Origin of the sequence: Terribacillus aidingensis (genome assembly GCF_900215625.1) — a bacterium.
GTDB classification, from domain to species: domain Bacteria; phylum Bacillota; class Bacilli; order Bacillales; family Amphibacillaceae; genus Terribacillus; species Terribacillus aidingensis.
This window is the reverse complement of record NZ_OBEK01000003.1, coordinates 223,334-241,970: the sequence shown is the minus strand read 5'-3', so window position 1 is coordinate 241,970 and position 18,637 is coordinate 223,334. Positions and strand designations below refer to the sequence as shown.

Here is an 18,637-nt window from a genome sequence, read left to right as displayed (position 1 = left end):
TTACATGTACAAACTAACGGAAATGATTTAGGAAAGGTGCGTCGACATGGGGTTTTTCAAGCAGAAAAAGAAAGAGCCAGCACAGGAGAAAGTCATCCGGGAAGACAAGGTGCCGCCGCATCAATCCACGACTTCTTTGGAAAAGAACATTGCTTATATTAAGGAAGAAATGCGTAACTCAGCAGACCTAAAGATTCGCCTTCTGCCAGATAGTAAGCAGGCGTTAATTTTTTTGGACGATATAACAGATCCAGATAAGATGCAGCGGTATATATTTGAACCGTTATTGAAAACAGATGGAGATATTCGAAAAATTAAAGATCGTGAAGAAAGCAATGATCTAAATAAAGCAGTAACAGCACTTATCGGAGGAAAAGCAGTCTACTTAGTAGAAGGGAATTCCACTTGCTATCTTTTTAATGTTCAGATGGACGCAAGCAGGGCAATCATGGAACCTGTTAATGAGAAGGTTATAAAAGGATCGCATGATGGGTTTACAGAGGATATTAAGACAAACATCAATTTAATTCGACGCCGTATCCAACACCGCAGTCTTACTATAAAGAAAATGACGATTGGCGATTACACAGAGTCTGAGATAGCGATGGTTTATGTTGATGGTGTTGTAAACGGGGATGTTGTAAAAGAATTAGAAACACGAATTAGCAATATAAACACGGATGCACTTTTAAGTGCAGGAGCTTTTACCGAGTATATTGAAGACCGGACGTACAGTATTTTTCCGCAATTTTTAAGTACAGAAAGACCCGACAAAACAACAGCACTGCTAATGGAAGGCAGAATTGCCATCTTGTTTGCTAATAACCCAACATGTTTGGTAGCTCCTGTTACATTCTTTGCCTTCTACCAAACACCTGATGATTATAATACGCGTTGGATTGTCGCCACCTATCTTCGGTTGATACGTCTATTTAGCTTTATTATATCCATTACCTTGCCATCCTTTTATATTGCAGTTATCGGATTTCACTATGAAGTAATTCCTGAGCAGTTAATTTCCCCTGTTTTGGGATCAATCAGGGATATTGCTTATCCGCCGCTGGCAGAAGCAGTTATGATGGTTACCATATTAGAAGTCATACGGGAAGCGGCTATCCGTCTGCCTTCCCCAATCGGTTCTACTATTGGTATCGTCGGGGGTCTCGTTATCGGTGATGCTATTGTAACAGCAGGTTTGGTTTCTAACTTAATGGTAATTGTGATTGCTCTTACATCACTAGCTTCTTATGTGGTTCCATCAAATGAGATGAGCGATGCGCTGCGTATATTAACGTTTCCGCTCTGTATTATGAGTGCTGTTCTGGGGTTTATTGGAATTGGGTTTGGTCTGCTTTTGCTGCTAATTCATCTGTGCAGAATTGAGTCACTAGGTCTGAGCTATTTTACTCCAATTCAGTTCCGAGATGTAAAAGACACGATTATTCGTGTTCCGCAGTTTTTAATGAAGCGCCGACCTGAGCAGCTAGACTCTCCTCGGCCATATAAATCAAATCAGTTAGGTGAGAATAATGGCGAATGATTCTAATAAAAAAATCACATTATCTCAGATGGGATATATTTACATTCAAAGTCAAATTGGTGTGGATATATTAAACCTTCCAACGGTCCTGCATAAAGCAGCTGGTGCTGACGGCTGGATTACTTTGATTATTGGCGGATTGATTTCGATTGTTTTTGTTTTGATGGTTGTGCATACGATTAAATGTTATCCTGGTGAAGATTTATTCGGCATCTTGAATAGCAGCTTTGGCAAGTATATCGGCAGCATTGCTGGTTTCAGTTATTATGTATATTTTCTAGTCGTAGCTATATATCTCCTAACGTCTTATGGGGAGTTGATAAACCAATGGCTGCTTCCGGAAACACCTGTTTGGCTGCTGTATATATTGCTCTTGATAAGTGCGCTCTACACTATTTCAGGAGGGCTGACTCTCATTGCCAAAGTTTTTACCTTTTTTGCGGTCGTTTTGTTTTTTATTTCTTCTTTATTTCTTTTTGGGCTGGCAGATGCAAAGCTCATCTATTTTCAACCGATGGGTCAAGCAACGCTATCTGGCTACATAGATGGAATTAGTGTCAGTATCTATTCTTTAAGCAGCTTTGTCCTGTTATTTCTATTTTTGCCTTTTACGCAAGGCAGTCACAAACAAAAAAGGCGGGTAGCTATTGGAGCAAATTGCATTGTTGCATTGTTTTATTTATATACGGTGTTAATTTCTTTCAGTCATTTTGGTTCTGAACAGCTGCAGCATATCCCGCAGCCGATTCTTTATATGCTGCGGACCGCAGACTCTCCCCTTATTACAAGAATTGACATATTTGTTCTTACGTTATGGACTGTATTCGCTATGACAGCATTTGCTTCCTATCTTTATGGAGCAGAAAAGGCATTTGCTAAGATTCCTAAAGCAAAAAAGAAGATTATAAACGTTTATTCAACTTCACTTCTTGTATTGGCAGTTTCGGTTTGGGGAGGTTTAAACGAAAAAAATATAAGGATGATCATTAGTTTCCAAGATAGGATTACTGAGTACTTTACGCTTGTCATTCCTATTATATTGTTTCTTTTATCCTTTCTCCGCAGAAAAGATAAACAAGAAAGGGCATCGTCATGAGAAAAATAGCTATTATCTTGCTGATCTGCGCAATTGTATTGTCAGGCTGCTGGGATACAAGAGAATTTAAGGAAGTAAAACTTGGCATTACGGCAGCTTATGACTTAACAGATGATAATATTTATAAAAATACGATTCTGATTCCCAACGTTCAAAATAGCGCATCCGGGCCGGGGCAGGAATCCGTGCAGTTCCTGACTGCTACTGGAGGCACTCCTACAGAAGCGAGGTCAAATATTGATCGGCGATTATCTTCGACGTATAGTCCCTCTCAGCTGGATGTCTTACTAATCGGTGAAAAACTTGCTAAAAAAGATATATATCCGTATATTGATGCATTTTACCGTGACCCGCGCTTGCATTTGGATGCTGTGATTGCTGTTGTAAAAGGAGATGCTGAGCAGGCATTAAAAGTAGTTCCTAAATCAGAAATGCGGCCTAGTGAATATATAGAAGGAATACTTGAATCAAAAGTAGAGACAACAAGTTCACTGGAAATCAATATGCAGAAAATTGGAGCAGAGATTTTCGAAAATGGACAGGATTTCGTTGCACCAGCTATGAAGGTAGGGGACGGGGGCAAGACAGTTTCTTACGAAGGGTTGGCTCTTTTCCATGAATCAAGTTACACCGGAAAGGACATACCATACGACCATACGACTTTATTCTTATTAATGAATAATATAAAAGGAAAGGTAGCCAGAATTACAACGAAACTATATGATGGAAAGAAGCCGCAGCCAACGAATTATGTAACGATTCATGTGGAGGATTACAGCAGTAAAGTCAAATCGAAACCAAGCAAGGAACATAAAGTAAAAACAGATGTTAACCTTGACTTGACTGTAATGATTGAGGAGTATCCGGCAGACGATCTTTCGCTCTCTGTTTTACCGAAGCTACAGAAAGATTTGGAAAAAACATTGACGAAAGAGGCAGAGGATATCATCAAAAGTATTCAGGAAGCCAACTGCGATGTATTCGGCATTGGGAGGAGCATCTACGGTCATTATCCAGATCACTGGAAAAAACTTGATTGGGATAAAGATTACAAAGATATAGAGATTGTTCCGCATATCAAAGTTAATATCCGATCGCGTGGAATTTTCAGATAATGTAACCCTTTTACAGAGTTTGTTTAATCAATGCCGGCTGTCCTGCATAAGATAGATTAATTATCTTAAGGAGGCTGGCGAATGACTGATTCCAACCATTTTGCAGTGTCAGAAGAAGACTGGTCCCTCCATCGAAAAGGATATGATGATCAAAAGCGGCATCAAGATAAGGTCCAGGAAGTATTGAAAAATAAATTGCCCGATTTGATAACAGAAGAAAATATCATCATGTCGAATGGAAAAGACTTGATCAAAATTCCGATCAGGTCATTGGATGAATACAAAATCCGCTATAGTCAGGATAAAAACAAACATGCAGGTCAAGGAAAAGGAAACAGCAAGGTCGGTGATGTGCTTGGTCGCGCTGGTGATCAGCAGAAAGCCCCAGGTAAAGGGCAAGGAGAAGCTGGCGACCAGCCAGGTCACGATTACTACGAAGCAGAAGTCTCGTTTGAAGAGCTTGAAGAGAATTTTTACAGCCAGCTGGAATTGCCTAACTTAGAACAAAAAGATGAAAAGCAGATGATCGTGACAGATATCGCATTTAATGACATACGCAAAACAGGTTTGACTGGGAATATCGACAAGAAAAGAACAATGTTAGAAGCATTTAAACGCAATGCGCTTGGCGGCAGCTCCTCGTTTGCACCTATCTATCCAGAAGATGTTCGGTATAAGACGTGGGATAATATTGAAAAGCCGGATTCAAAAGCAGTGGTGCTTGCTATGCTGGATACGAGCGGCAGTATGGGAAATTGGGAGAAATATGTTGCAAGAAGTTTCTTCTTCTGGATGACTCGCTTTCTCCGGACCAAATATGAGACTGTAGAGATTGAGTTTATTGCACATCATACAGAAGCGAATGTCGTGGATGAAGAATCCTTTTTCTCGAAAGGAGAAAGCGGCGGTACAATTTGCTCTTCGGCATATAAAAAAGCATTGCAGCTAGTTGATGAGAAATATTCGCCATCTGTTTACAACATCTACCCCTTCCATTTCTCAGATGGTGATAATTTGACTTCTGATAACAGCAGGTGTGTCGGGTTGATCAACCAGCTGATTGAAGTGTCCAGCCTTTTCGGCTATGGAGAAGTCAATCAATATAATCGCCATTCGACATTAATGCAAATTTTTCGCAAGCTGGAGCACCCGAAGTTTCGTTATTATGTACTTCGTAAAAAAACAGATGTATTTTATGCCATGCAGCAATTCTTCTCGAATGAAAAAGCAGAGGTTTCCGTTTGAACAGCAGGATTTTCCTGCTGTTCTTTTTATTTTGTGGCAAAAAGCGGGCTGGAAAAGCATATATTGGTCATGTGACAAAAAGCCCTTTCTTTTTTTGGCGATATCCATTAGGATAGAATAGGCGATGAAATGTTTCGTTTACATTACAAATAAATTACATTTATATTAAATAGAGAAGTGCTTTTAATGGGAAAGGGAAGGATTTACAACATGAAGGAAAAACGGATTCTATTTACGGGGGGCGGCACTGCTGGCCATGTAATCGTGAATGTGGCTTTGATTCCTGTTTTCTTGCAGGAGGGGTGGAAGATCGATTACATTGGTTCAAAGAATGGTATTGAACGAGATTTAATCGAGCCGTTAGAAGGCGTAACGTATCACAGTATATCCACTGGGAAACTGAGGCGCTATATGTCTAAAGAGAACTTTAAAGATCCTTTTAAAGTGATGAAGGGTACCATGCAGGCTTACCGAATCATGGGGAAAGTGAAACCGCATGTTATTTTCTCTAAGGGCGGATTTGTATCGGTTCCGGTTCTGTTTGCTTCTTGGCTTCGTAACTTGCCTGCCGTTATTCATGAATCGGATATTACACCAGGATTAGCGAATAAGCTGGCCATGCCGTTTGCGAAGAAAATCGTTACGACCTTTGCTGAAACAGTTTCCCATGTGTCTGCTAAAAAGGCGGAGTGGGTCGGAGCAGTAGTCCGGGATGAATTAATCCAAGGAAACCGGCGAGTAGGGCTGGAGAAGCTTGATTTTTCACCTGATAAATCTGTTCTGCTCATTATGGGCGGCAGCGGCGGCTCTCAGATCATCAATGAATCAGTTCGTTCGAGTTTGGATACGTTACTGCAGGAGTTTCAGATTGTCCATATTTGCGGAAAGAATCAATTAGATGAATCTGTCAAAAGAGAAGGTTATGTACAGTTTGAATATGTGAATGAAGGGCTGAATGATTTGTTTGCGGCATCTGATTACGTTCTATCCAGAGCAGGATCAAATGCAATATTTGAATTTCTTGCACTGCGCAAGCCAATGCTGCTCATTCCATTATCCAAAAAGGCAAGCCGCGGTGATCAGCTGCTGAACGCCAGCTCGTTTAAGAAACAAGGCTATGCCGATGTGTTAGAAGAAGAAGAACTGACCAGTGCATCGTTAATTCAGTATTTGCATGATCTTAAAGAACATAGAAATGAAATTTTGCGTAACATGAGCCATTATGAAAGCCAAGAAGCAAAACAGCGCGTAATTGAAATTATAAAAGAACATGCAAAAAAATAATTCATTTAGTGTTACAGGGTAGTTAGTCCGTTGGGGATAACTATCCTTTTTTATGTAAACGCAGAACCTGCAGTAAAAGAAAAGGATCACACAATTGTTATTGTGTGATCCTTTTCTTATGAACATTTAATTATTTGTTTTTTCATACCCGTTCCGGATTGTAGTCAATTCACCAGTAGCCGGATCAATGACGAGCGCATGTACAGGAACGTCACGTGGTAGAAGGGGATGATTTGCAATTAGTGATGCGCTGCTTTCCACCGATTCTTCTACACTGTTAAAGCCATTAAACCACATATTGGCCACGTCTTCGCTCTCCGCTTGGCGCATATAGGTTTCGACATCTCCGCCTTGATTGCCGATTTGTTCCAGTAAGTCTGCTCCATGAAGATGATGCATTCCACAGTCTTTATGACCGATTACGAATACTTCTTCTCCTTTCAAAGCATGAACTGCTACTAGGATACTTTTCATTGCACTATCCGAAGTGTCAACGAGCATAGCGCCTGCGTTTTGGATAATCTTCGCATCACCATTCTTCAAATTAACTGCTTTAGGCAGCAATTCAAGTAGGCGGGCATCCATACAAGTTAGAATGACAGCCTTCTTGGAAGGAAACTTGTCTGTTTCGTAGGGTGTATATGCTTTGTCTTCAACGAATTTCTGGTTATGAGCTAAGATGTCATCTAATAACATAGATTAAGCCACTCCTTTATAACATTGTCTGTTCCAGTTTACCATATCAGCACAACTGTTTACATATTGTTTATTATGCAAATTATTTGAAAATAATGTTGACCATTCAGAAACGGTATGTATATACTTATTATGCATAAATTAACAATGGAGAGGAGGAACCCAAGATGAATAACCGGAAACTAGCATTATTCAGCCAATTTCATACTGGGCAGTTCCTCCTCTATTCGGAATCTTGATTAGTTGTATTATCAATTGAAGGGGTCTGCCGCAATCGCTTGCTGCATACTTTAGGAACGTGTACGTCTGCGGGCGTGCGCGTTTTTTTATGCCCAAATTACAAGATTATTGATACAGACTGAACATTCTATTCAGTCTTTTATCATAAAACAAAACTTGAGGAGGAATGGCTATGTGTATTGTGCAAAAAAGACAGTGGGCGGAAGATTGGAAGGATGATGGTTAGCCGAGCGTCAGCGGAAAAAATCGATAGAGAAGGTTGGGGAAAGTATGTTTGACGTGCTAAAGAAGTTGGAATGGTTCTTCTTAAAATATTGGAAGCGATATACCGTCGCCGTTATCGCCCTTCTATTGGCTAGTTTAATAGGGCTGATACCACCGAAGCTAATCGGTATGACAATTGACGAGATTAGTTATAACTCCCTCACATCAGAAAGACTTTGGCAAGTAATCGGGCTATTTGTATTGTTAATAGTCCTGCATTATATTATTTCCTATGTGTGGGATTATACACTTTTCAGCGGATCGGCTATTTTGGAGAGATTGATGCGCTCCAAACTGATGGGGCACTTGTTCCGAATGACACCTACCTTTTTTGATAAGAAAAAAGTGGGTGACCTGATGGCTCAAGGCACAAATGACTTGCGAGCTATCTATATGACGAGCGGTTTTGGCGTCTTGACATTAGTGGATTCAAGTATTTTCATGCTGATGATTATTGCCGTCATGGGTATAACGATTAGCTGGGAACTAACATTGGTAGCCTTAATTCCGATGCCAATTATGGCTATTGTTATGCATAAATACGGCAATGCAATTAACGAGCGTTTTACAGAAGCACAAGAGGCGTTTGGCAACTTAAACAATGAAGTACTGGAATCTATCCGTGGTATTCGTGTTGTTCGGGCTTATGTATTGGAAAAACAAGATGAGCAGCGATTCCAGAGCATGACGGAGGATGTTTACCAGAAAAACATCAAGGTAGCGAAGATTGATGCCTTATTTGAGCCGACGATGAAGGTTCTGGTTGGTCTTTCTTACACAATTGGAATTGGGTATGGCGCATTGCTCGTTTTCCAAAATCAAATCACACTCGGTAATTTGGTTGCTTTTAACATGTACCTAGGAATGTTGATTTGGCCGATGTTTGCAGTTGGAGAATTAATCAATGTCTTGCAGCGTGGAAATGCGTCTCTGGATCGTGTCAATACAACACTCCATTATCCGGCTGATGTTACAGATCCTGAGAAGCCAGCAGACCAGCAAAAGCCAGGAGATATCGAATTCGATTCGGTGAGCTTCCGTTATCCTGGTAACGGCATGGAGCGTCTTGATAATATAAATCTAAAGATCCAGCAAGGCAGCACGCTAGGTGTGGTCGGAAAGACGGGAGCAGGCAAATCGACCCTTTTTAAGCAGCTGCTGCGCCAGTATCCGCCAAGCGAAGGTAAGTTGTTATTAGGTGGAACACCAGTTGAACAGTTTACGTTGGAAACGACACGCAATTGGATTGGTTATGTACCCCAAGAACAGATTCTTTTCTCCAAAACGATACGAGAAAATATTCAATATGGGAAACGCGATGCGACAGATGAAGAGATCTTCCGAGTAATGGAATTGTCGCATTTTCTCACTGATATTCAAAGCCTTCCGGAAGGGTTAGACACGAAAGTGGGCGAGAGCGGTGTAACCTTATCAGGCGGCCAAAAGCAGCGGGTGGCACTAGCACGTGCATTTATAAAAAATCCAGAGATATTAATTCTCGATGATTCAATGAGTGCGGTAGATGGCAAAACGGAAGCGAATATAATTGAACATTTAAAACAGGAGCGTCAAGACAAGACGACAATCATTGCCGCTCACCGTCTTTCTGCTGTTAAGCACGCAGAGCAGATTATTGTGCTTGAGGAAGGAAAAATAATAGAGCGAGGTACGCATGCAGAATTGCTTGCAGCAAATGGCTGGTATGCAAGCCAGTACCAGCTGCAGCAGCTGGAGGAAAAGGAGGTCATCTCCTCATGAAGAAAAATACCACAGAACGAAGATTATTTCGCTATGCATTAAGTAACAAAAAAACAATAAATATTGGACTCGTTTGTCTGCTCATTGCTGTCGTGTTGGAACTAGCTGGCCCGCTAATTGCAGCACGAATTATTGACCATCACATTTTAGGTATCGAGTCGACATGGTACGAAGTGGAGAATCAGACAGATAAGACGGTTCAGTATAACGGTAAAACATATATCCGAGCTGATGAGATAGCATCAGATAAAGCTGTTCTGGGAGAAGCAAGCATTCTGCAGATTGGCAAGCATTTTTATTTTTCGGAAGCTGTTCTGCCGCTCGATGGTTCCAGAACTTACGAAGACGGCACAATCAAGGTAGATAGTCCGCAAGGTGCAGAGGAGGCTGCTGGTACCAGGCTGTCAGCAGGTGAGCTTTATGACTTTTTCCGTCCGCAGTTCCAACCGATTATTATTTTGCTGATCGTGTATGCGGCATTGCTTTTTATCGCAGCAATATTTCAGTTTTGGAAAACATTCCTGCTGCAGCAAGCTTCCAATAAAATTGTCCGCACAATGCGGAATGATATATTCGCGCATACACAGCGGGTACCGATTAATTATTATGTAGACCGACCTGCGGGCACAATTGTAGCCCGCATTACAAATGATACAGAAGCAATCCGGGATTTGTATGAAAGAGTACTGGCTACATTTGTGACGAGTTTTGTATACATGGGCGGTATCTTTGTGGCGATGTTCATTTTAAATGCAAAACTCGCGGCGATTTGTTTGCTCGTCATTCCAATCTTTTGGGCGTGGATGAAGGTGTATAAGTATTTTGGTACTAAATACAACAAAGTGGTCCGCAAAACAGTAAGTGAAATTAATGGCAGCATTAATGAATCAATCCAAGGGATGCCAATCATTCAGGCATTTAACAGAGAAAAAGAGACAGAAAAGGAATTTGAGGTACTGAATAAGCGAAACTTTATTTATCAGCGGAAGCTGATGAAGCTGAGTGCACTTACGTCGCATAACTTGGTGACAGTACTGCGCAATTTAGCTTTTGTAGCCTTTATCTGGTACTTCGGCGGCGCAGCTGTTACAGGAGGCTCTATCGTTACAGTAGGTGTACTGTATGCCTTTGTTGATTACCTGAATCGCTTATTTAACCCGATGACAGATGCGGTGAATCAGCTGCCGCTTTTAGAACAGGCGCGTGTAGCTGCTTCTCGTGTATTTCAGCTGCTTGATGAAAAAGGCGAAGGCGTGGACTTGGAGGCAAAACGCGAGAAGAATCGCGGAGAAATCGCATTTAAAGATGTCAGCTTTGCTTATAACGAGAAAGATTATGTGTTAAAGAATCTCAGTTTTGAAGTAGAGAGCGGACAAACAGCAGCTTTTGTCGGTCATACTGGATCAGGTAAGAGCTCTATTATGAATTTGCTGTTTCGTTTTTATGATCACCAAAAAGGCATCATTACAATCGATGGTGTTGATACAAAAGACATGTCACGCCAGCAAGTGCGCAGCAGTATGGGAATTGTTTTGCAGGATCCTTTCCTTTTCACGGGTACGATTCTGACCAATGTAACGATGAACAACCCAGATATTTCTCGGGAAATAGCTATAAAAGCTTTGCAGGCAGTCGGAGCGGAACAGTTCATCTCCAAACTGCCGAAACAATATGATGAGCCAGTCAAAGAAGGCGGAGCAACACTTTCCATGGGAGAACGGCAGCTTGTCTCCTTTGCCAGAGCTTTGGCTTTCAACCCATCTATTCTGATACTAGACGAAGCAACAGCGAATATTGATACAGAAACAGAAGCGATTATCCAACGCGCCTTGGAAGTGCTGAAAGAAGGCAGGACGACACTCGTTATTGCGCACCGTCTTTCCACTATTATGCACGCGGATCAAATATTCGTTTTGGATCATGGTGAGATATTGGAAAAAGGGAATCACCACTCTCTGTTGAAAAAACAGGGACAATATTATCAGATGTTTTTGATGCAGCAAAGCGGTATCAAGCAATCTGCAGGTTAAGATGAGGCCGTCCTGGTAAACAGGACGGTCTTTTTGCGGGTGACAATTGTTGCAGAGATTTAATTATTTTGTAATTGTTTTGTGAAGCGGCTCTTTTGTGTCATGATGTATGATAGGCATATTGGTGAAGTATTGGAGTAAGTCATATGTCATATCAAAAAAATAACCATGATTATAAAAGAATTTTACAAATGAATTTAAAGCGTTACACCCTAAAATTACAATTATGTTACGAAAAATATAGAAGGCTGGAGGTGATAGGTCTTGTATCTACGCCAGTCTAATGATCCTAAGCGCGGGAAATTAGAAGAACAAGTCAAACAAGTGCAAGCTGGTGATACTGACAAACAAAATGAGCTGATTCAGAAGTATCAGCCTTTTATCGCAAAGTCAGTCTCAGAGGTATGCAGAAGATTTATTGATCCTGTGAAAGACGAGGAATTCAGTGTCGGCCTTTCTGCTTTTAATGAAGCAATGATGTCATATGCAGATGACAAAGGCAGTTCTTTCTTATCATTTGCCAAGCTCGTGATTAAACGAAAGACGATTGACTACATCAGACGCGAACGAATTCGTCTTCCTGCGGCGTCATTGGATGAATTATTTGAGGATGACAGTGAGAATCCGCGGGAGGCAGAAGCTGCCCAGACGGCTTTTATCCAAGAAACAGAATCTTGGTACCGCCGAGCAGAGATTGAGGAGTACGATAAGAAACTGAAAGAATACAAGCTGTCATTCCAGGAGTTAATTAACGTTGCACCGAAACACCGTGATGCCAGAGAAACGGCAATCGAATCTGCTAAGATTTTGCATACTGACCCGGACTTGCGGGATTATGTTATTCGGAAAAAGAAAATTCCGATCAAACAGCTTGTGGATAAAGTTTCTGTCAGTAAGAAGACGCTGGAAAGGAACAGGAAGTACATTCTCGCTGTATTTATTATTTTTAGCGAGGATTATATCTACCTGAAGGATTATATGAAGGGGGTGAGTTAGTGAAAAGAGGAGTCGTCGTGAAGCAAAGCCGGCGGAGCACCATCGTGATGACCAGTGAAGGCACATTCCTGGAAATCAGTGCAAAAGGCAAAACAGAAATTGGACAAGAAGTCGAATTTGCTGCAGAGGAAATGATTCGCAGAACGCATATTAGGCAATGGACCCCATCTGTAAAAAATCTAATGAGGGTAGCTGTATTGGTGCTTGTTTTTGTGTTGGCTTTATTCCCTATGTATTCCTGGTATGTTGGTAACAAAGCTTATGCGTATGTAAGTTTGGATTTTAACCCAAGCATCGAATTAAAAGTAAATAACCGAATGGATGTTGTTTCTATCACAGGTTTAAACGAAGAAGCAAGAACAGTCATTGCTAATCTGGATGACTGGCAAGGAGAAGCTGTTGAAGATGTAGCAGCAAATATTTTGCTTAAGTCGAGTGACTTAGGTCTTTTAGCTGACTCGGAAAGTATTATTATTGGAGTTAATTATATTGATACGAGACAAGATGATAAGAAGCTGACGAATATTCTGGAAGGTTCAGTGAATAAATTTAACAACTCACTACATATTGCATCTTTCCAAGTACCCGACAAGGTGCGCGAAGTTGCACAGAATAAGCAGAAATCAATGAATGAGATTATGGCGCAGTCCATTTTAGAAGGAACTTACTTGTCTACGTCTGTTCCTCCGCTTACACAATCAGATTCAGCCATTATTAAAGATTTCTATAAAGATGATGTGAAAGTGGATGGGAAAGAACAAGACAAGACTTCCCGAAAACCGATAGACAGCGTGAATCAAAAACCTGCTTATGTTGTGAAAGAAGAATCTGTAAAAAAAGAAGCGAACACGGCAAGTAATCAAAATAACACTGCCGATGAAGATGTAAAGCAATCCGCAGAAAAAGATAAGGATCGTGCAACAGTTTCTGTTCAAAAGACTGACCAGGACCACGATCGTATGACTGTTTCGAATCAGAAAGTAAAAACTGCGCCGCAAACAAGTAAGCCTAACGGGAAGTCTAAAGACGAAAGTAAACAACAGCTGCAAACACCGGCTAATCGTAATCCAGCAAAGCACCAAAAAGGGCAAGACATCAAGGAACATCATTCACAAGGGTCTGCTCATGCGTCGGAAAATGCGAAAGAGAAAGTGGACCGTGCACAGGAGCAGGGCAACAAATATGGACATGACAAACAAAAAGCAAAGAAGCATGCATCATCTGATACACAAAAAGACGATAAGTAGAATCGGGGATGGCATGGCAAAGGTCATGATCCTGATCGATTGAAACAAACAAAGCTGCTTATGGCTAATAACAGGACTATATGCGCAATATGAAGGGTAAGTACGAAGTGAACTTTTCAATAGAAAGGATACCGCCTATGTCTGAACTTGATTTGTCGCAATTTGAGAAAAAAGTGGTTTTGCGCAATATTACAGAAGCCGATATTGATCAAATCCTGGATATGCAGAAACTTTGCTTTCCGGGTATGAGTCCATGGAAGAAGAGCCACTTGAAAAGTCATATTGACATCTTTCCGGAGGGCCAGTTCTGTGTAGAATTGGATGGGAAGATCATTGGCAGCTGTTCCAGCTTAATTGTAAATTTCAATGAATATGATGATCAGCATACATGGGATGATATTACAGATGGAGGGTATATCACCAACCATAATCCTGATGGGTTTAATTTGTATGGGATTGAAGTAATGGTTCACCCAGACTACCGTGGTATGAAGATAGGGAAGCGGCTTTATGAAGCAAGGCAGGAACTGGCTGCAGAAAAGAACTTAAAAAGCATCATTATTGGGGGGAGAATCCCGAATTACCATAAATACAGCCATGAACTGACGCCAAGGCAATATGTGGAGGAAGTGGAGGCGCAGAATATATATGATCCAGTGCTGACTTTCCAGGTTATGAATGGCTTCCGAGTTATGCGGATTAATCGTGACTATTTGCCGGATGATAAGCAATCAGCTACCTTTGCAACGCTGATGGAATGGAATAACATTGAATATCAGGCAAAGTCAAAAAGGCACTTTAAGACGTCTTATCCAGTCCGTATTACTGTTATTCAATACATGATGAAACAGATTGAGTCGTTTGAGGAGTTTGCCAGACAAGTAGAGTATTATGTGGATGTAGCATATGATTTTGGTTCAGATTTCGCGGTGTTCCCAGAGATCTTTACAACGCAGCTGATGAGCTTCTTGGAAGAAAAAGTACCGTCCCAAGCAGTTCGGAAATTATCCGAATTTACAGAGCAGTATATTGAACTGTTTACTGCTCTGGCTGTTCGTTACAATGTCAACATTGTCGGCGGGTCCCATTTCGTTGAAGAAGATGATCATATCTATAATATCGCTTATCTCTTCCGGCGCGATGGCACGATTGAGAAACAGTACAAAATTCATGTCACACCAAACGAGAAAAAGTGGTGGGGCATTCAGCCAGGTGACGCGGTTCAGGTGTTTGATACCGATTGCGGACGTATTGCAATTCAAATCTGTTATGATATTGAATTCCCAGAACTTGCACGCTATGCAGTTGACCAAGGCGCTAATATCATTTTTGTCCCGTTTTGTACTGACGATCGTCAAGGTTATTTGCGTGTCCGTTACTGTGCACAGGCACGAGCTGTGGAAAACCAGGTTTACACGGTTATTGCTGGAACGGTCGGGAACTTAACGCAAGTTGAAAACATGGATATACAATACGCGCAATCCGGTATTTTTACGCCATCTGATTTCGAATTTGCCCGTGATGGCATTGTCGGTGAATGTCCGCCAAATATTGAAACAGTCGTTGTCGGCGATGTGGATTTAGAGATATTGCAGCGGCAGCGCAAAACCGGAACGGTGCGCCATTTACGTGACCGCCGTAAAGATTTATTTGAGTTACGGTATAAGAAATTTGAGGAATAGGAAGCAGAAATAAAGAAGGCTCGAGCTAAAGTGTGCTCGAGTCTTCTTTTATACATCCAAGGCATATAACGATGTATGCCCCAGGGCGTGATCAATATATTGAATCAATTCTTCATGTGAACTCACTACAGCATGCTGTTTGGAGGGATAATGAAATGCATGCAGGAAAATCTCAATCCGTTTGGAAAGCAAGTCATCATTCGTACGCACCATGAGAACTAGCAGGTCATCCCACTGTCCCCAAATCGTGAACATTAATGCTTTTTCATAATCCTGGATTTTCATATTCGGCATCCCCTTCCTGCCAGGGTACATATAGTATCTCTCCAAAGAGCAGGATAATCACTGGCAGATATAAGAAGCGGAGGCCTTGTCTTCATTTGTATAAGGTGATTGAATCCGTACATACTAAGCGCAGTATTGCACTTTTAAAGGAGGAAACACAAGATGAAGAAATGGAAATTGTTAAGTATGGCTGCACTAGCTGCTATCACGCTTACAGCATGTCAGAATGACGATAATAATGAATCAGGAATGGGAGGTAATGTTGAGCCGACCAGATTTAATAATACGGATAATAATCTTGTTCATCGTAATAGTGATGATACGATGGATGTAGATGACCGTCAAAAAAACGGAAATGACCAGCAGCCGCGTTATCAAGTTGCAGATGATATTTCAAGAAAAGTTAAAGAAGTAAAAGGCGTAGATAATGCGTATGTCTTTACAACGGATAACAACGCTTATGTTGCAGTTGACATGCAGAACAACAACGATGACAATGACAATTCCGGTAATAATGGAATGGGTAACATCAGTACCGGAGATACCCAAAACACGGGGGATAACCAAAACAATGATGTAACAGATGAAATGAAAAAAGATATAGAAAAAGCGGTTAAGTCAGTAGACGAAGACATTGATAATGTGTACGTATCAGCTGATCCGGATTTCTTAGGAATGGCAGAGGATTATAATAATAAGATCGATGAAGGACAGCCTGTTAAAGGATTCTTCCTTGAGTTCGGCAACATGCTGAATCGTGTCTTCCCGAATAACGAAAGATAAAAGAGAGGCTCCCCGCAAAGGGAGCCTCTTTAATTTGGCTGTTTAGTTAAAGATGCTGCAATAGACAGCGCTTTTTTTATGGCGCCTTTTCCAACATCATAATGTGTGACAAATCGGACGCTATGTGGTCCAAAACTATTTGCTAACACCTGCTGCTCCTTCAAAAGCTGCACATACGCATCAGCAGTCATACCCGTACCTTGAACATCGGCCAGTACAATATTTGTTTCCACTCTGTTTATAATTTCAATTCCGTCAATCTCAGCTAGTCCATCTGCTAAGAGCTTGGCATTATCGTGGTCCTCGGATAGCCGGTCCGCATTGTCACGCAGCGCAACAAGACCAGGAGCAGCTAGAATGCCTGCCTGTCGCATGCCGCCGCCGAGACGTTTTCTCCACTTTCGGGCTTTGTCTATAAATACTTTTGAGCCAGCGATAACAGAACCAACTGGGGCACCGAGCCCTTTTGACAGACAGATTTGAACCGTGTCCGTCAGCTGCGCGTATTTTGCCACACCAATACCAGATGCAGCGGCTGCATTGAAAAGACGTGCGCCATCCAAGTGAATCGGTATATGGTGTTCACGTGCTATCTGTGCAATTACCATCATGTTCTCAATCGGTATAACAGCACCGCCAGCTTTGTTATGCGTATTCTCAAGGCATATCAAGCCTGTCTCCGGGAAATGGATATCGTCCTTACGAATAGCAGAAACCAATTCTTCTGGGCAAATAGCGCCTCGCTCACCCTTCATTGTCCGTGTTTGCACGCCTGCAAAAATGGATGCAGCAGCTCCTTCATAAAGGAAGATGTGGGAATCTTCCTGCAATATAATTTCATTACCTGGACTGCAATGAGTAAGTATGGCGATTTGATTACCCTGGGTACCGCTAGGCACGAATAGTGCGGCCTCTTTTCCGAGTAAATCGGCAACCGTTTCTTCTAACTCATTTACAGTTGAATCTTCTCCGTATACGTCATCTCCCACTTCCGCTTCATAAGCTGCCTTGCGCATTGCTTCCGTTGGTTTGGTGACCGTATCACTGCGTAAATCAATCATTCGAACACTCCTCTCCTTCCTATTATATAGCAAGAATTTATAACTTTTCCACTATTTTATAGTTTAAAACAGCAAGACTGTCACCGTATGTTTTCATTGAATATATTGCGATATTATGGTATTCTTCTTGCATAAACATGATAATTCTTATTCGTTTACTTGGATATAAGACTATTACACTTGAGGTGATGAAATGGGTCGCGAATTTATCGATATGTTCGATGAATGGGCAAAATCGTATGATGATACAGTTACTGGCCAAGATCCGCAATATAAAGATGTGTTCGAGAAATACCACGAAATCTTACAATCAGTTGCGGATGCAGCAGAGGGAAATACGTTGGAATTCGGCGTTGGCACCGGCAACCTTTCCGAAAAACTGCTTGCAAAAGGGTTGAAGATTACTGGGATTGAGCCATCTAAAGAAATGCGAGAGCATGCATCCCGTAAGTTTCCGATGCTTTCCATTACCGATGGAGATTTTCTGTCATTTCCGGAACCTGCAGAGCAGGTTACTTCTATAGTGAGTACGTGGGCGTTCCACCATCTGACCGACCATGAAAAAGACCAGGCCATTGGCAGCTATGCTGCACTTTTGCCGAAAGGCGGGAAGATCATCTTTGCGGATACTGTTTTTTCAAGTGAAGATGACCGTGATAAACTTATTCAGGGTGAGACGGAGAAAGGTTATGACCGGCTTGTTAAAGACTTGACGACGGAATATTATACAACAATGGAAGTACTCGAGAAGATTTTCCTAGCTCACGGATTCTATGTTACATTTAAGCAAATGAACCGCTTCGTCTACTTGATTACAGCAGAAAAAGCGTAAGAGGAGAGAGATACAATGACTAAAAAAATGAATGTAGAAAGTTTTAACCTGGATCACACAAAAGTTGCTGCACCGTATGTGCGTCTTGTCGGTATTACAGAGGGAACACAAGATAAAGTATACAAATACGATATCCGCTTCAAACAGCCGAACCAGGAATATATGGAGATGCCGGGACTTCATTCTTTGGAACATCTGATGGCTGAGAATATCCGCAATCATATTGAAAACATCCTTGATATCGGACCGATGGGCTGCCAGACAGGTTTTTACGTATCAGTTTTGAATAACGACAGCTACGATGAAATTTTGGATGCATTAGAAAAGACACTCCAAGATGTTCTGCATGCAACAGAAGTGCCAGCATGCAATGAAGTACAGTGCGGCTGGGCTGCCAACCACAGCTTAGAGGGTGCCCAAGAGATTGCAAAAGAAATGCTTGCTAAAAAAGATGAATGGCGACAAGTCTTCGCTGAATAGAGG

The 18,637-nt window shown here is 41.5% G+C and carries 16 protein-coding genes; 13 read left to right on the top strand and 3 right to left on the bottom strand.

Annotation, left to right across the window (positions count from 1 at the left end):
• The first annotated feature begins 46 nt into the window (after positions 1-46).
• From CRO17_RS11765 to CRO17_RS11745, 5 genes are all read left to right on the top strand, one after another.
• Complete coding sequence (locus CRO17_RS11765; RefSeq protein WP_097042465.1) at positions 47-1,540, top strand: spore germination protein; 1,494 nt, start codon at positions 47-49, stop codon at positions 1,538-1,540.
• Complete coding sequence (locus tag CRO17_RS11760) at positions 1,530-2,636, top strand: GerAB/ArcD/ProY family transporter (protein ID WP_097042463.1); 1,107 nt, start codon at positions 1,530-1,532, stop codon at positions 2,634-2,636. The genes CRO17_RS11765 and CRO17_RS11760 overlap by 11 nt, the downstream gene beginning before the upstream one ends.
• A complete protein-coding gene (locus CRO17_RS11755) occupies positions 2,633-3,751 on the top strand; it encodes a Ger(x)C family spore germination protein (protein WP_097042461.1) in 1,119 nt (372 codons plus the stop codon). Before CRO17_RS11760 ends, CRO17_RS11755 begins: the two co-directional genes overlap by 4 nt.
• Before the next feature lie 81 nt (positions 3,752-3,832).
• Positions 3,833-4,996, top strand: a complete 1,164-nt coding sequence (gene yhbH / locus CRO17_RS11750) for a sporulation protein YhbH (protein ID WP_097042459.1) — start codon at positions 3,833-3,835, stop codon at positions 4,994-4,996.
• 210 nt (positions 4,997-5,206) lie between these two features.
• Entirely contained in the window at positions 5,207-6,280 is a 1,074-nt protein-coding gene (locus CRO17_RS11745) for an undecaprenyldiphospho-muramoylpentapeptide beta-N-acetylglucosaminyltransferase (protein ID WP_097042712.1), read from the top strand.
• Positions 6,281-6,406: 126 nt separating this feature from the next.
• Here CRO17_RS11745 and CRO17_RS11740 read toward each other — a convergent pair whose 3' ends face one another.
• Positions 6,407-6,976, bottom strand: coding sequence for a beta-class carbonic anhydrase (locus CRO17_RS11740; protein WP_097042457.1), 570 nt, complete (start codon positions 6,974-6,976; stop codon positions 6,407-6,409).
• Between the two features lie 510 nt (positions 6,977-7,486).
• Here CRO17_RS11740 and CRO17_RS11735 point away from each other — a divergent pair.
• The 5 genes from CRO17_RS11735 to CRO17_RS11715 all read left to right on the top strand — a co-directional run bounded on the left by CRO17_RS11735 (position 7,487) and on the right by CRO17_RS11715 (position 15,193).
• Positions 7,487-9,238, top strand: a complete 1,752-nt coding sequence (locus CRO17_RS11735; protein WP_097042454.1) for an ABC transporter ATP-binding protein — start codon at positions 7,487-7,489, stop codon at positions 9,236-9,238.
• Positions 9,235-11,268 carry an ABC transporter ATP-binding protein gene (locus CRO17_RS11730; RefSeq protein WP_097042452.1) on the top strand — a complete coding sequence of 678 codons (2,034 nt, stop codon included), beginning with the start codon at positions 9,235-9,237 and terminating at the stop codon, positions 11,266-11,268. The genes CRO17_RS11735 and CRO17_RS11730 overlap by 4 nt, the downstream gene beginning before the upstream one ends.
• 264 nt (positions 11,269-11,532) lie before the next feature.
• Positions 11,533-12,264, top strand: a complete 732-nt coding sequence (sigI, locus tag CRO17_RS11725) for an RNA polymerase sigma-I factor (RefSeq protein WP_097042450.1) — start codon at positions 11,533-11,535, stop codon at positions 12,262-12,264.
• The gene (locus CRO17_RS11720) at positions 12,264-13,511 is read left to right on the top strand and encodes an anti-sigma factor domain-containing protein (RefSeq protein WP_097042448.1); all 1,248 of its coding nucleotides are present in this window, start codon (positions 12,264-12,266) and stop codon (positions 13,509-13,511) included. Before sigI ends, CRO17_RS11720 begins: the two co-directional genes overlap by 1 nt.
• A 137-nt stretch (positions 13,512-13,648) precedes the next feature.
• The gene (locus tag CRO17_RS11715) at positions 13,649-15,193 is read left to right on the top strand and encodes a bifunctional GNAT family N-acetyltransferase/carbon-nitrogen hydrolase family protein (protein ID WP_097042446.1); all 1,545 of its coding nucleotides are present in this window, start codon (positions 13,649-13,651) and stop codon (positions 15,191-15,193) included.
• Between the two features lie 48 nt (positions 15,194-15,241).
• Here CRO17_RS11715 and CRO17_RS11710 read toward each other — a convergent pair whose 3' ends face one another.
• Positions 15,242-15,478 carry a YhdB family protein gene (locus CRO17_RS11710; RefSeq protein ID WP_097042444.1) on the bottom strand — a complete coding sequence of 79 codons (237 nt, stop codon included), beginning with the start codon at positions 15,476-15,478 and terminating at the stop codon, positions 15,242-15,244.
• Between the two features lie 162 nt (positions 15,479-15,640).
• Between CRO17_RS11710 and CRO17_RS11705 the strand changes: the two genes are divergently transcribed.
• A complete protein-coding gene (locus CRO17_RS11705) occupies positions 15,641-16,261 on the top strand; it encodes a YhcN/YlaJ family sporulation lipoprotein (RefSeq protein ID WP_097042441.1) in 621 nt (206 codons plus the stop codon).
• 29 nt (positions 16,262-16,290) lie between these two features.
• Here CRO17_RS11705 and ltaE read toward each other — a convergent pair whose 3' ends face one another.
• On the bottom strand, positions 16,291-17,322 hold the full coding sequence (gene ltaE / locus CRO17_RS11700) for a low-specificity L-threonine aldolase (RefSeq protein WP_097042439.1): 1,032 nt from the start codon (positions 17,320-17,322) through the stop codon (positions 16,291-16,293).
• Between the two features lie 193 nt (positions 17,323-17,515).
• On the opposite strand from ltaE, the gene CRO17_RS11695 reads away from it, so the two are divergent.
• A complete protein-coding gene (locus tag CRO17_RS11695; protein ID WP_097042437.1) occupies positions 17,516-18,154 on the top strand; it encodes a class I SAM-dependent DNA methyltransferase in 639 nt (212 codons plus the stop codon).
• 15 nt (positions 18,155-18,169) lie between these two features.
• Positions 18,170-18,634, top strand: coding sequence for an S-ribosylhomocysteine lyase (locus CRO17_RS11690; RefSeq protein WP_097042434.1), 465 nt, complete (start codon positions 18,170-18,172; stop codon positions 18,632-18,634).
• Positions 18,635-18,637 lie beyond the last annotated feature (3 nt).